The sequence below is a fragment of the Xanthobacter variabilis genome, from assembly GCF_043831965.2.
GTDB lineage: Bacteria > Pseudomonadota > Alphaproteobacteria > Rhizobiales > Xanthobacteraceae > Xanthobacter.
Genome location: NZ_CM195533.1, coordinates 4,247,564 through 4,260,650 on the forward strand (window position 1 = coordinate 4,247,564; position 13,087 = coordinate 4,260,650).

The following is a 13,087-nucleotide window of genomic DNA, read 5'->3' on the forward strand; positions in this document are numbered from 1 at the left end:
GGAGGCCGCCTTTGACTTCTGATCTCTCCAAGGCCCCCGCCGCCGGCGCGCTGCGGGACGAGCTTCTCGACGACGTCTACTCGTCGAGCGACCTGCACGGCCAGCTTCCCAAGTTCAATTTCCCGACCAAGGAACACGACCCTCGCCACGTGTTCACCGCCGTGCGCGACGAGCTGATGCTGGACGGCAACTCCCGCCAGAACCTCGCCACCTTCTGCCAGACCTGGGTGGATCAGGAGATCCAGGACCTCATGGCCTTGTCCATCGACAAGAACATGATCGACAAGGACGAGTATCCGCAAACCGCCGCCATTGAAGAGCGCTGCGTGCGCATGCTGGCGGACCTGTGGAACTCCCCCTCCCCACGCGAGACCATCGGCTGTTCCACGGTCGGCTCTTCGGAAGCCGCCATGCTGGGCGGCCTCGCGCTCAAGTGGCAGTGGCGCAAGAAGCGCGCGGCGGCAGGCAAGCCCACCGACAAGCCCAACATGATCACCGGGCCGGTGCAGATCTGCTGGCACAAGTTCGCCCGCTATTTCGATGTTGAGCTCCGCGAGATCCCGCTCGAGGGCGACCGGCTCATCATGAGCCCGGAAGAAGTGCTGAAGCGGGTGGATGAGAACACCATCGGCGTGGTGCCCACCCTGGGCGTCACCTTCACCTGCCAATACGAGCCGGTGAAGGCGGTCAGCGACGCCCTCGACCAGCTTCAGAAAGACACCGGGCTCGACATCCCGATCCATGTGGACGGCGCCTCCGGAGGCTTCCTCGCCCCCTTCTGCGCGCCCGAGCTGGAATGGGATTTCCGCCTGCCGCGGGTGAAGTCTATCAACTCCTCGGGCCACAAGTTCGGCCTCGCGCCCCTGGGCGTGGGCTGGGTGGTGTGGCGCGAAGCCGCCGACCTGCCGGAAGACCTGGTGTTCAACGTGAACTATCTGGGCGGCAACATGCCCACCTTCGCGCTGAACTTCTCGCGCCCCGGCGGGCAGGTGATTACTCAATACTATAATTTCATGCGCCTCGGCCGCGAAGGCTATTCCAAGATCCAGAACGCCTGCTACGACACGGCCGAATACCTTGCGCAGGAAATCGCCGCCCTGGGCCCGTTCGAGGTGCTCTTCAATGGCGATCGCAAGGCCGGCATTCCCGCCTTGTGCTGGAAGCTGAAGGACAATGCGAGCATTGGCGGCTCCACCCTTTATGACGTGGCCGACCGGCTGCGCAGCCGCGGCTGGCAGGTGCCCGCTTATTCCATGCCCGCCCATCGCGAGGATCTGGTGATCCAGCGTATCCTGGTGCGGCACGGGGTGAGCCGCGATCTCGCGAGCCTGCTGGTGGACGACATCAAGCGCACGCTCGATTATTTCGAGAAGCATCCGGTGACGGCGCCGCTCACCTCGGCGGAAGCGAGCGGCTTCAACCATAACTGACGGGGCGGGCCCCTGCATGGGGCCCGCCAAAGGTCAAGGCCGGCGAAGACTTGGGACGTCCCGTCGCCCGTCGGCGGCGACGGGGATGGCTCAAGGAGGACTTGAGCGAAGTAGACCGCAGTTCAAGCGAAGATAACGCCACCACTCAACAGGCGAGAGCATTTCCCGGATTCCGTGAAACCGGAAAATGCTCTAGCCTGCTGCAAATCCTACCGGCGGGTTCAGGCGGACCCGCCCTCATCCGAGGTTGTCATTCCATGGCCGGAGCCGAGATGTTCGCCACCAAGACCCGTGTCGCAAAGATCTTCGCAAGCCGGTTCCGCCCGTCCGCTCTAACACTGGCTCTGTTCGCAGCGTTCGCCCTGCTGGCCCTGCTCACGCCCCATACGGGGGTGGACGCCGTGGTGGCCTGCACCGCCCTGCTCTATCGGGACAATAAAGGCGGCGTTTATGCCGGGCGCACCCTGGAACTGCCCATGGAGCTGCCCTACCTGCTCACCTATCTGCCCGCCGGGCGGAAGGTCAGCTCCGCCGTGCCGGAGCGCGATCCGCTGGTATTCGAGACGCGCCACGCCATTGTCGGCATCACCGTGCCCAACGGGACGGTGGCGGACCTCAAGCTGGTGGAAGGCGTGAATGAAAAGGGCCTCACCTTCAGCCTGCTGGCCTTCGCCGACGCGGAAGGGCCCGCCATCAGCTTCCAGAAGACCAAGGCGGCTCTGGCGGCCATCGACCTCGGCGTGTGGACCCTCGGGCAGTTCGAGACCACGGACCAGGTGAAGACCGCCCTTGCCGCACAGCCTGTCCTGCTCTCCGCGCTCGAGGCCCTGCACGGTGCGCGCACGCCGTTCCATTTCATCGTCCATGACCAGGCCGGCGGCTCGCTGGTCATCGAGTTCGCGGACGGCAAGCAGAATGTCTATGACAATCCCATCGGCGTGATGACCAACGGGCCGGATTTCCCGTGGCATCTCACCAACATGAACAATTACTCGTATTTGACGAACCTCGACCGGTCCTCCGGCACGTTCGGCAAGCTGAATGTGCGCCAGCCGGATTCCGGCATTGCCACCGCCGGCCTGCCGGCCTCCAACACGGCCGTCGGCCGGTTCGTGCGCGCGGCCTATTATGCCCAGTATGCGGAGCGCGCTGCGCCCGAGGCGGCGCTCTCGGCCCTGGCCCATGTGATGAACAATTTCGACCGGCCGAAGGGCATCACCGTGGACCCGCGCGGCGCCGGCGGCCTGGAGGTGGAGGGCGCGGAGCCCGATGGCGAGGCCGACACCACCACCGAATATACCTCCTGGACCTCCCTCACCGACCTTGCCGGGGGACGCTTCCTGGTGCGCACCTATGCCGGGATGAACTATGTGAGCCTCGATTTCGCGGCCCTGAAGGGCGCGGATGAAGTGAAGGCGTTGCCGCTCAACGCCGTTGGCGCGCTGCCCGTGGCGAACGTCGCGGCCGAGCTCCTGGTCGCCAAGCTGGGCTGAGGCGCGGTCATGGAGGGCGTCGAACGCGTGCGCCAGGCCCTTCTCGCGGCCGGGCACGAGGACAGCATCATGGCCTTTTCGGAAGGCACCCACAGCGCGGCGGACGCCGCCGCGGCCGTGGGTTGCGCGCTGGCGCAGATCGCGAAATCCATCGTGTTCCGTGCTGGCGACGAGGCCGTGCTGGTGATCGCTTCCGGTGCCAACCGCATTGACCGCAAGAAGGTCTCGGCCATCACCGGCCTTGCGGTGAAGCCGGCCGATCCCGACTGGGTCGCGCGGAAGACGGGCTTCGCCGTGGGTGGCGTCTCGCCGGTGGGGCATGCAGCGCCGCTCATCGTTGTCATCGATGAGGACTTGATGGCGCTCGACCCCATCTGGGCCGCGGCGGGCTCGCCACTCCACGTCTTCCGCACCCGCGCGGCGCTGCTGGCCGAAATGACCGGCGCGGCGCCGGCGAATGTTCGCCAGGAGTGAATGGCGGCAAGAGTGAATGGCGACACGAGTGAATGGGCGGCAAGAGTGAACGCCCCCGCGTGAGCGTCCAAGCCGAGCAAACGACACGCGCCCGCAAGCTCCGCGGGCGCCCGGACCTCACACGCCGAGGTCGACGCCGAACGTCTGCAACAGCAGCACCGCGTTCAGCCCCAGCACCAGCACACTGCCGATAACCGCGAAAGCCGTGGTGAGCGGGCCATTGGCGAACTCGCCCATGAGATCACGCCGGCGGGTGAACATCACGAGGGCAATCATGGGCACCGGCAGGGCGATGGACAGCACCACCTGGCTCAGCACCAGGGCGTAGGTGGTGTTCACGCCCATGGCCACCACCACGAAGGCCGGCACCATGGTGACGAGCCGGCGCACCAGCAGCGGAATGCGGAACCCCACGAAGCCCTGCATGATCATCTGCCCCGCCATGGTGCCCACCACCGAGCTGGAGACGCCGGAGGCGATGAGCGAAACGAGGAAGATGCCCGCCGCGCCCGCGCCCAGCAGGGGCGTGAGCGTATGGTAGGCGGTCTCGATCTCCGCCACGTCCGAGTGGCCGAGATGGAACGCGCTTGCGGCCATGATGACCATGGCCATGTTGACGAGCCCGGCGACCGAAAGCGCCAGCATCACTTCCCGGTTGGAGAAGCGCACCAGCAGCCGACGCTGGGCGATGTTTTCCGGCGTGGTGCGGTTCTGGGTCAGGCCCGAATGCAGGTAAAGGGCGTGCGGCATGACGGTGGCACCGATAATGCCCACGGCGATCATCAGCGCCTGCCCGTCGGGAATCTGCGGCGTCACCGCGCCGGTGAACGCCGCACCCCAATCCACCGGCGCAATGAACAGCTCGGCCAGATAGCACAGGCCGATAAGCCCCACGAGGCCGCCGATGATGAGCTCCATGGGCCGGAAGCCATAGCGCTCGAACATCAGGATGCCGTAGGTGACGATGGCGGTGATGCCCATGCCCACCAGCAGCGGCAGGCCGAACAGCAGCGACAGGCCGATAGCGCCGCCAAGGAATTCGGCGAGGTCTGTAGCCATCGCCGCCACCTCGCTCACCACCCACATCGCCCACACCATGGGCCTGGGCAGCTCGGAACGGCACATCTCCGCCAGATTGCGCCCGGTGGCGATGCCGAGCTTGGCGGACAGCGCCTGGAACAGCATGGCCACCAGATTGGCCGCCACCACCACCCAGAGCAGCGCATAGCCATAATGCGCGCCAGCCTGGATGTTCGTCGCGAAATTGCCCGGGTCCATGTAGGCGATGGAGGCCACCACCGCCGGGCCCATGAACAGCAGCGTGCCGCCCCGCCGGCGGCCGGACAGCACCTCGGCGATGGCGGCATTGGTGCGCTGTGTGACCGAGCCGCCCCCGGCCGATGCCAGGCTGGGGGTCAGGGATGTCGGCGCCTCGGGCACCGGTCCGGTCGAAAAAGGCGAAGAGGGCATGGGGCGGGCCCGCGTTGCAGTTGCTCTATAATGTAGCCATGGCTACACCTCATGCAATAGCCTCATTTCGGCGACACCGTGCTGACAGGATCCGGGCAGCGCCGGGCTGTCCCGAAAGCGCCTTGCGGCCGGGGCTCGACGCCATTCGGCATGTCCCCGGCGGCAAATGCGGGCCGGCGCCGGTGGATGGCGGGGCGAGGCGAGTTGCAAAGCCCCACCCCGACCAGATAATGGGAGCGTCTTCCTGTTCGCGATCGGCCGCGCGCCCACCCCGGTGCCCCATGGCTGATCTCCCTGCGGGCCTGTCACGGGGGAGCGATTGACGTCCGAGCACAAGGGTGCCAGCGGCGGCGAGCCCGCCCCCATCGACCTGCGCGCCGCGGAAGCCGCCGAGGTGCGCCGCTTCAACCGCGCCCGAACCGCCCGCTCGGCGGAGATCCCCGAGGATTACACCGAGCTTATCGCCGACCTGCTGAACGCCCATGGCGAGGCACGGGTGACCGACATTGCCCGCCGGCTGGGCGTGACCCACCCCACCGCCACCAAAGCCATCGCCCGCCTGAAGCGCGAGGGGCTTGTGACCTCCCGGCCCTATCGCGGCGTGTTCCTCACCGAGGCGGGCGCCGCCATGGCGGAGCGGGTGCGGGCCCGCCATCGCCTGGTGGTGGACTTCCTGCTGGCTGTCGGCGTGCCGCGCGAGGCGGCGGAGACCGACGCCGAGGGGATGGAGCACTACGTTTCGGAAAAGACACTCAGCGCCTTCCGCCGCTTCCTTGACAGCCAGGGCTGAGAGAGGCGCTCAGCCTCCTGCCCCGATGGCGCGCAGGGGCTTGCCGGCCAGCACGTCATCCTCGATGCGCTCCAGGGGCACCGCGCGCGTTTCGGGCGTCACCGTCAGCGCCACCAGCAGCGAGACCACGCACACCGCCAGGAAGATGCCGATGGTCGCCGCAAGGCCCATCACCCCCACCACCGAGAGGAAAGTGGCGGCGACGATGCCGTTGAACAGCCAGCTGGTGGCGGACGCCAGGGCGATGCCGCGCTCGCGAATGGCAGCCGGGAACAGCTCCGACATCAGCACATAAGGCAGCGGCCCCAGGCTCAAGGCGAACGCAACGATGTAGAGGCTGAGGCCGCCCAGCGCCACGAACGGCCAATCGAAGGTGGCGGCGGCCACCACCGCCGCCAAGGCGCACACCATCACAGCCGAGCCGCCGATCAGCAGCGGCCGCCGGCCGAGCCGGTCCACCAGCACCATGGCCGCCACCGTCGCCAGCACATTGACAAGGCCAAGCCCGAACGTCGCCGCCAGGGACGCGAGGCCGGCGGAGAAGCCGAGCTCCGTGAAAATGTGCGGCGCGTAATAGAGAATGCCGTCGATGCCCGAGAAGTTCTGCAGCACGAACAACGCGCTGCACAGGCCGAGCACCGCCAGGGTGCTGCCCTGGCGAAGCACCGCGCGCAAGGGCAGCGCCGCCGCGCCCGGCGCGGCCTCCCCCATCTCATCGGCAATGCCGAACACGCGCGCGGCCGCCTGCGCCTCGCCCGTGCGGCCCTGGCCCTGCAGCCAGCGCGGACTTTCCGGCAGCGTCCCGGCCACGAGACCGCACGCCACGACGATCACCAGCCCAAGCGCCAGCATCACCGGCCACGACGCGACATTCATCAGCGCGAGAGGTACAGAATAGCCGCCAAGTATTCCAACCGTGATCGCGAGTTGGTACATGGACACAACTGCCCCACGGTAGCGCGCGGCGGTCACCTCGGCCGCGTACATTGGCACAACCATGGAAGAAAGGCCGACACCAAGGCCAATCAGAACGCGCGCGCCCGCCAACAGTTGCGGGCCGAACGGCACCTGCCCCACCAGCAGGATCAGCCCATAGCCAACTAAAGCAAAGACCACCGCGAGAAACAGCGATGGCTTGCGCCCAATGCGCGAAGACACCGGTGCCGCGCTTGCCGCCCCCACGAAGCAGCCCACCAGCAGCGCTGTCACGATCATCTCGACCGCGTGCGTGGAAAGACTGAAATCCGCCGTGATATCAGCCAGGACGCCGGCAATGGATGCGGTGCTGAAGCCAAACAGGGCGCCGAAACACAGCACCAGCGCGGAGGTAAGAACGACGACTTTCACCAGCAAACCTCGCCTGTCAAGCAAAGATATGTTGTCCGAATGGGCAAGATTTTCCCGCGCTCTCGCTTGCGGCTCAGGGCCGAGCTGAAGCATAGGTATATGCTGACCAGCGCGAAAGGCGTTCGCCCAAAAATCCTGGGTGCGGGCGCAAGCGTTGGGTGCAGGAGCAAGGCATGTCCCCCACGACCGTCGCTCGCGAACACGCCAACCGTCTGGCCATCGATGGAGGGGAGCCGGTGCGAACCGCGCCCCTGCCGTGGGAGCTGCCGGGCGCCCATTGGATCGGCGCCGAGGAGCTGGAGCTGGTGGAACGTGTGGTGCGCGCCCGCAGCCCGTTCCGCTTTTATGGCCCGGACCTGCAGCACATGGTGGACACGCTGGAAAGCGAATGGTGCTCCACCTTCGGCCACCGCCACGCGCTGGGCGTCTCCTGCGGCACGGCGGCCCTGTCCATCGCGGTGTCGGCGCTGGGCCTCGGCCCGGGCGACGAGGTGCTGGTGCCCGGCTATCTGTGGGTGTCGTGCGTGAGCGCGGTGGTGCGCGCCGGTGCCATTCCGCGCCTGGTGGACATCGACGACACCTTCACCCTCGACCCCGAGGACCTCGTCCGCAAGATCGGCCCCCACACCCGCGCGGTGCTGATGGTGCACATGAGCGGCGCGCCCGGCCACGTGCAGGAGGTGGCGCGCATCTGCCGCGAGAAGGGCCTGCGCCTCATCGAGGATTGCGCCCAGACCGCCGGCGCCAGCTCCCACGGCCAGCCGGTGGGCACGTTCGGCGACATCGCCATCTTCTCGTTCCAGCTCAACAAGAACATGACCTCCGGCGACGGCGGCCTGATCACGAGCAATGACGACGAGCTCTTCCGCCGCATCGTGGCGCTGCACGATCTCGGCTACCCGCGCAACGCTCAGGGTCGGCTCGACACCTCGGACGAGGATTGCCAGCTGTGGGGCGTGGGCGCGCGCATGTCGGAGCTGGCCGGCGCGATGGCCCTCGCCCAGCTGCGCAAGCTTCCGAAGATCACGGGGGCCATGCGCGATTCCAAATGGCGCATCCGCAACGCCCTTTCGGACATTCCCGGCCTCTCCTTCCGCACCATTCCGGACCCGGCGGGGGACAGCGGCCCCTTCCTCATCATGATGCTGCCCGACGAAGCCACCGCGAAGCGCTTCATCGAATGCGTGCGGGCGGAGGGCATTTCCGGGCCGCCCGGGAGCCTGGCCTGCGTGACCATGCGTGAATGGGGCATGCATTGGTACTCGAACATCCCGAGCCTGGTGCACAAGCGCTCCAACAGCCGCGACGGCTTCCCCTGGACCCATCCGGCCAACGCCTTCGGCGCCGATTATGATTACAGCGCCGGCGCCCTGCCCCATTGCGATGCGCTGCATGCCCGCAGCGCCCTCATCGCCATCGCCTCGACCCTGACCGACGCGGATGTGGAAGACATCATCCTCGCCGTGCGCAAAGTGGCGCGGGTCGTCCTCGGCTGAGGCGGCATCCCGGCCCCGGGAGCCGTCCGCGCGCTTGGAGAAGCGTTCATGATCTATTTCATCGCCGCCATTGCCGGCCTCGCGGGTGCCCTGTTCGGCTTCGACGAAGGCGTGATCGCCGGTGCGCTCGGCCCGCTGAGGACCGACTTCGGCATTGATCCCCTGGCGGAAGGGGTCATGACGGCGGCGGTGCCCTTCGGCGCCCTCGCCGGCGCGCTGATCGGCGGGCGCATCGCCCCCGCCTCGGGGCGGCGGCGCATGCTGCTGGGCGCGGCGCTCCTGTTCATCTGCGGCGCGCTCGGCAGCGCGCTCGCCTGGGATTTGTGGTCGCTCACGGCGGCGCGGCTCGTCATCGGCGTGGCGGTGGGCATGGCGGCCATGATGGCGCCGCTCTACATTTCCGAAAGCGCGCCCACGGCGCAGCGTGGCATGCTGGTGTCCATTTACCAGCTCGCGGTCACGCTGGGCATTCTGGGCGCCTATGTGGTGGGCTACCTGCTCTCGGATTCCTGGCGGTGGATGTTCGCCATGGGCGCCCTGCCCGCGCTGGTGCTGTTCTTCGGCATCTTCTCCCAGACCGACACGCCGCGCTGGCTGATGGCGCGCGGCCGCCAGACCGAGGCGCGCCGCGCCCTCGCCCACCTGCGCAACGTGCCGGAAACGCACCCGGACGTGGAAAAGGAGCTGAGCGAGATCCGCTCCGCCTCCGTGGCGGATCTCAAGCCCGGCCGGTTGTCCGACCTTTTCACCCCGCAACTGCGCCCGGCCCTTTATGTGAGCATGGGCCTGTTCCTGCTGCAGCAGCTCTCGGGCATCAATGCGGTGATCTATTACGCCCCCACGGTGTTCCAGATTTCCGGCTTCGATTCCACCTCCACCCAGATCCTGGCCACCGCAGGCGTGGGCGCGGTCAATGTGCTCATGACCATCGTCGGCATGCTGCTGATTGATCGCCTGGGCCGCCGGCTGCTCCTGCTGCTGGGCTTCGCGGGCACGGCCGTCGCGCTCGGCGCCATCGCCATCAGCTCGGCCACCGGCAGCCCCTCCCTGGGTGTGGTCGCCCTCGGCGGGCTGCTTCTCTACATCTCCGCCTTCGCCATCAGCATCGGGCCGCTGCCCTGGGTGATGATGGCGGAAGTGTTTCCGCTCAACGTGCGCTCGCTGGGCATGAGCCTGGCTTCGCTGGTGAACTGGGGCTTCAACTTCCTGGTGGTGTTCTCCTTCCCCGTGCTGGTGGCGGAGCTGGGCCTGGCCGGGGTGTTCGCCATCTATGCCCTGGTGTGCATCGCCGGGCTCGCCTTCACCCTGCGTGCGGTGCCGGAGACCAGCGGCGTCAGCCTGGAAGACATCGAGCGCCACCTGAAGAGCGGGCGCCCGTTCCGTGAGCTGGGCACCGCCCCGCTGGCATCCCGCGCCCTGTGAGGAGACAGGCCATGTCGATCACCCCCGACGATGCCCGGCGCCTCATGGCCGCCCTGGTGGAGCTGAGCCCCTATCGGCGCCCCCTGCGCCCGCTGCTCGGCGACCTGACCCGGATCGCCCTTGCCAACCACCAGCTTCACGCCGCGCTGGAGGGGCTGAGCACCCGCTTGCCCGCCGGCGGCGCCAAGCTCACGCGGGCCGACCTCGGCGCTGACGCGCCGCTGTTCGCCGATTTCCTGGAATACATGCGCTTTGCCTCGCCCGCCTTCCTGGCCAGCGTGGGCGAGTGGCCCATAGGAGGCGCCCGTGGCTGAGGCTGCCCATTGCGATGTGTGCGTTGTCGGCACGGGCGCCGGCGGAGGCATCCTGGCCTATGAGCTCGCGAAGGCGGGCCTGAAGGTGGTATCGCTGGAGCAGGGCGGGCGCCTTGCCGACGACCATTTCGAGAAGGTGGACCCGCCCGGCGCGCGGCTGGATTTCGGCGTGCGCCCCAAGTCCACCTGGCCCGTCGACCCGCTCGAAAACCTGTTCATCCACCCTTTGTACGCCAAGGGGCCGGAGGGCTCCACCGGATGGCCCGAGGGGAGCTTCCGGCACTATCAGATCCTGGCCGTCAACGGCCTGCAGAATCTGTGGAACGGCGTCAGCGTCCGGTTCGCGGAGAAGGACTTTTCCACCTGGCCGTTCGGCTATTCCGCCCTCGCGCCCCATTATGAGGCGGTGGAGAGCCGCATCGTGGTGTGCGGCACCAAGGAGGCCATTCCCGAGCTGCCCGATGGCGTGTTCGTGCCGCCCAAGCCCCTGCGGCCGGCGGATGAGATGATCGTGGCGGCGGTCAAGTCCCTGGGCGAGCCGCACTCCCACGCCATTCCCAACCGCAAGGCCATCGACACGCGCGCGGGTGGGCCGCATTCCTGCGTCTCAACGGGCATCTGCACGTCCGGCTGCCCGGTGGGCTCGGTCTACAAGTTCACCGCGCGCCTGCTGCCGGAGATCCAGGGGCGCGACAATTACGAGCTGCGCACCGGTGCCAAGGTGGTGCGGGTGCTGCGCGAACCCGGCACCGCCCGCGTGAGCGGGGTGGAATATCGCGACATGGCGAGCGGCGAGCTGCGCGTGCTCACGGCCGACGTGGTGGTGCTGGCCACCGGCGCCGTGGAGACGCCGCGCATCCTCTTCAACTCCGCCGACGAGGCGGCGCCCCAGGGCCTGGGCAACCCCCATGGCCAGCTGGGCCTGCGCCTTCAGGACAATCCGAAGGCGGTGCTTTCCACCTCGCTGTGGCGCCTGTGGGGCAAGCATCGCGACTATGATGTGGGCTATGGCGACCATCTCATCCTGCTGTCGCGGGGCAAGACGCGGGATGGCGCCGAATTTCCCTTCATCGGCCACGCCATCCACGGCCTGCCGGACGTGCCCTATTATCTCTCCGAGATGCAGCGCTTCCCGCCCTTCATGAAAGAGTGGCTGGCGCGAATGATGTTCCACAGCTACGTGACGCTGGGCCTGTTCTGCGCCGGCGACCCCACCCCCCGCAACCGCGTGCGCCCCGGCACCACCACGGACGCCTTCGGCGTGCCGCATGTGACCGTGGACTTTTCCGTCTCGGCCGAAACCGAGGCCATGATGGGAGCCATGCTGAAATGGGGCCGGCGCGTGCTGCGGCACACCTCGTCCACCCTCATCAGCACCGGCACCGACAATACGGGAACGGGCATCCACTATGCCGGCACCACCGCCATTTCGGGGGATCCGGCGCGGGGCGTGGTGGACGCGAACCTGAAGTGCCACGACCTCGACAATCTCTATGTCTGCGACGGCGGCGTGGTGCCGGTGTTGCCGGACAAGCACCTCACGCTCACCATCATGGCGCTGGCGCATCGGTTGGCGGGCCATCTGGTGGAGAAGGCCAAGGTCGCCACGGCGGCGGCCTGATCCGGCGTGGCAGGGAGAAGCACAATGGGCCGCTCGCGCTTCCACGCTCTCATGCTCGGGGTGATCACCGCGCTGGCGCTGGCGCCGGCGGCGCGGGCCATGGACAATCTCGACACCTATCTGGAAGGGGTGCGGGCGAAATATCAGCTCCCGGCGCTGGCGGCGGCGGTCACCTCCAAGGGCGAGATCGTGGCGGCAGGCGCGGTGGGCAAAAGGGCCATCGGCCTGGATGTTCCCGTCACCATCAATGACCGCTTCCACCTCGGTTCCGACACCAAGGCCCTGACGGCCACCGTCGCCGGCACCCTGGTGGATGAGGGGCGGCTCAGCTGGAAGAGCACGGTGGGCGAGGTGCTGGGCAAGGCGGTTCCGGACATGAATCCGAAGCTCGCCGCCGTCACCCTCGAGCAGCTGTTGAGCCATTCCAGCGGCATCCCCACCGACACCCCGGAGATGCTCGACATCTATATGAGCCCCGCCGCGTTCGAGAAGAATCCGCGCGACCAGCGCATCGATGCCGTCAACCGCTGGAAGCACCACGCGCCCAAGGTGCCCAAGGGCTCGCCCTTTCAATATGCCAATTTCGGCTATCTCATCGCGGGCGCCATGCTGGAGCAGGTGTCGGGCCAACCGTGGGAACGGCTGGTGGAGGAGCGCATCTACAAGCCCCTCGGCCTCACCACCGCCGGCTTCGGCCCCCAGGCCACCACTGGGCGCTATGATGCGGCCATCGGCCATTCGCTGGGCGATGAGGGCCGCGCCAAGCCCATGCCCTGGGGCCCGGCGGCGGATGTACCGCCGGTGATGGGACCGGCCGGCAGCGCCCACATGTCGGTGCTCGATTTCGCGCGCTGGGCGGATTGGAACGCCGGCGGCGCCCGGCGCGGGCCCCCCATCGTCAAGCCGGAGACCCTGGCTGAGATTCAGCTCCCCCACGTGCGCACGCCCCCGAGGCCCCATCCCGCGCCCGGCACGCCGGCGCAGGGGGAATATGGCTTCGGCTGGGGCATCGTGAAGTTCGACTGGGCGAAGACCCCGCTCCTCGCCCATAACGGCTCCAACTCCATGAACCTCGCCAAGATCCTGGTGGACCCGAAGGCCGATCGCGCGGTGGTGGTGGTGACCAACTTCCCCGGCCCCTATGCGGAAACCGCCGCCGCCGAGGTGCAGCAGCACCTTTACGAGGCCTATGCGCCGAAGCCCTGATACCAAAGGCCCGTGAGCTGGGCT

11 protein-coding genes are annotated in these 13,087 nt (G+C 67.7%); 9 read left to right on the forward strand and 2 right to left on the reverse strand.

From position 1 onward, the window contains the following. Positions 1-11 precede the first annotated feature (11 nt). From gad to V5F26_RS18485, 3 genes are all read left to right on the forward strand, one after another. A complete protein-coding gene (gad, locus tag V5F26_RS18475) occupies positions 12-1,430 on the forward strand; it encodes a glutamate decarboxylase (RefSeq protein WP_394947137.1) in 1,419 nt (472 codons plus the stop codon). Positions 1,431-1,687: 257 nt separating this feature from the next. Further along, entirely contained in the window at positions 1,688-2,923 is a 1,236-nt protein-coding gene (locus tag V5F26_RS18480; protein ID WP_394947136.1) for a linear amide C-N hydrolase, read from the forward strand. Between the two features lie 9 nt (positions 2,924-2,932). Then, positions 2,933-3,397 (forward strand): YbaK/EbsC family protein, encoded by a 465-nt coding sequence (locus tag V5F26_RS18485; protein WP_234051753.1) that lies wholly within the window; start codon positions 2,933-2,935, stop codon positions 3,395-3,397. 117 nt (positions 3,398-3,514) lie between these two features. Here V5F26_RS18485 and V5F26_RS18490 read toward each other — a convergent pair whose 3' ends face one another. Continuing rightward, the gene (locus tag V5F26_RS18490) at positions 3,515-4,867 is read right to left on the reverse strand and encodes an Nramp family divalent metal transporter (RefSeq protein WP_394947135.1); all 1,353 of its coding nucleotides are present in this window, start codon (positions 4,865-4,867) and stop codon (positions 3,515-3,517) included. A gap of 319 nt (positions 4,868-5,186) precedes the next feature. Between V5F26_RS18490 and mntR the strand changes: the two genes are divergently transcribed. Then, positions 5,187-5,657, forward strand: a complete 471-nt coding sequence (gene mntR, locus V5F26_RS18495) for a manganese-binding transcriptional regulator MntR (RefSeq protein ID WP_370640693.1) — start codon at positions 5,187-5,189, stop codon at positions 5,655-5,657. A 9-nt stretch (positions 5,658-5,666) separates the two neighbouring features. On the opposite strand, the gene V5F26_RS18500 is transcribed toward mntR, so the two are convergent. Continuing rightward, positions 5,667-7,097 carry a sugar porter family MFS transporter gene (locus V5F26_RS18500; RefSeq protein WP_394055726.1) on the reverse strand — a complete coding sequence of 477 codons (1,431 nt, stop codon included), beginning with the start codon at positions 7,095-7,097 and terminating at the stop codon, positions 5,667-5,669. 80 nt (positions 7,098-7,177) lie between these two features. Between V5F26_RS18500 and V5F26_RS18505 the strand changes: the two genes are divergently transcribed. The 5 genes from V5F26_RS18505 to V5F26_RS18525 are packed head-to-tail and all read left to right on the forward strand — an operon-like array spanning position 7,178 to position 13,063. Beyond that, positions 7,178-8,500 (forward strand): DegT/DnrJ/EryC1/StrS family aminotransferase, encoded by a 1,323-nt coding sequence (locus V5F26_RS18505; RefSeq protein ID WP_394055727.1) that lies wholly within the window; start codon positions 7,178-7,180, stop codon positions 8,498-8,500. Positions 8,501-8,548: 48 nt separating this feature from the next. After that, on the forward strand, positions 8,549-9,922 hold the full coding sequence (locus V5F26_RS18510) for a sugar porter family MFS transporter (protein ID WP_234051749.1): 1,374 nt from the start codon (positions 8,549-8,551) through the stop codon (positions 9,920-9,922). A gap of 11 nt (positions 9,923-9,933) precedes the next feature. After that, positions 9,934-10,236, forward strand: a complete 303-nt coding sequence (locus V5F26_RS18515; protein WP_394055729.1) for a hypothetical protein — start codon at positions 9,934-9,936, stop codon at positions 10,234-10,236. Further along, complete coding sequence (locus tag V5F26_RS18520; protein ID WP_394947134.1) at positions 10,229-11,857, forward strand: GMC oxidoreductase; 1,629 nt, start codon at positions 10,229-10,231, stop codon at positions 11,855-11,857. The genes V5F26_RS18515 and V5F26_RS18520 overlap by 8 nt, the downstream gene beginning before the upstream one ends. A 24-nt stretch (positions 11,858-11,881) precedes the next feature. After that, complete coding sequence (locus V5F26_RS18525; protein ID WP_394947133.1) at positions 11,882-13,063, forward strand: serine hydrolase domain-containing protein; 1,182 nt, start codon at positions 11,882-11,884, stop codon at positions 13,061-13,063. Positions 13,064-13,087: the final 24 nt, after the last annotated feature.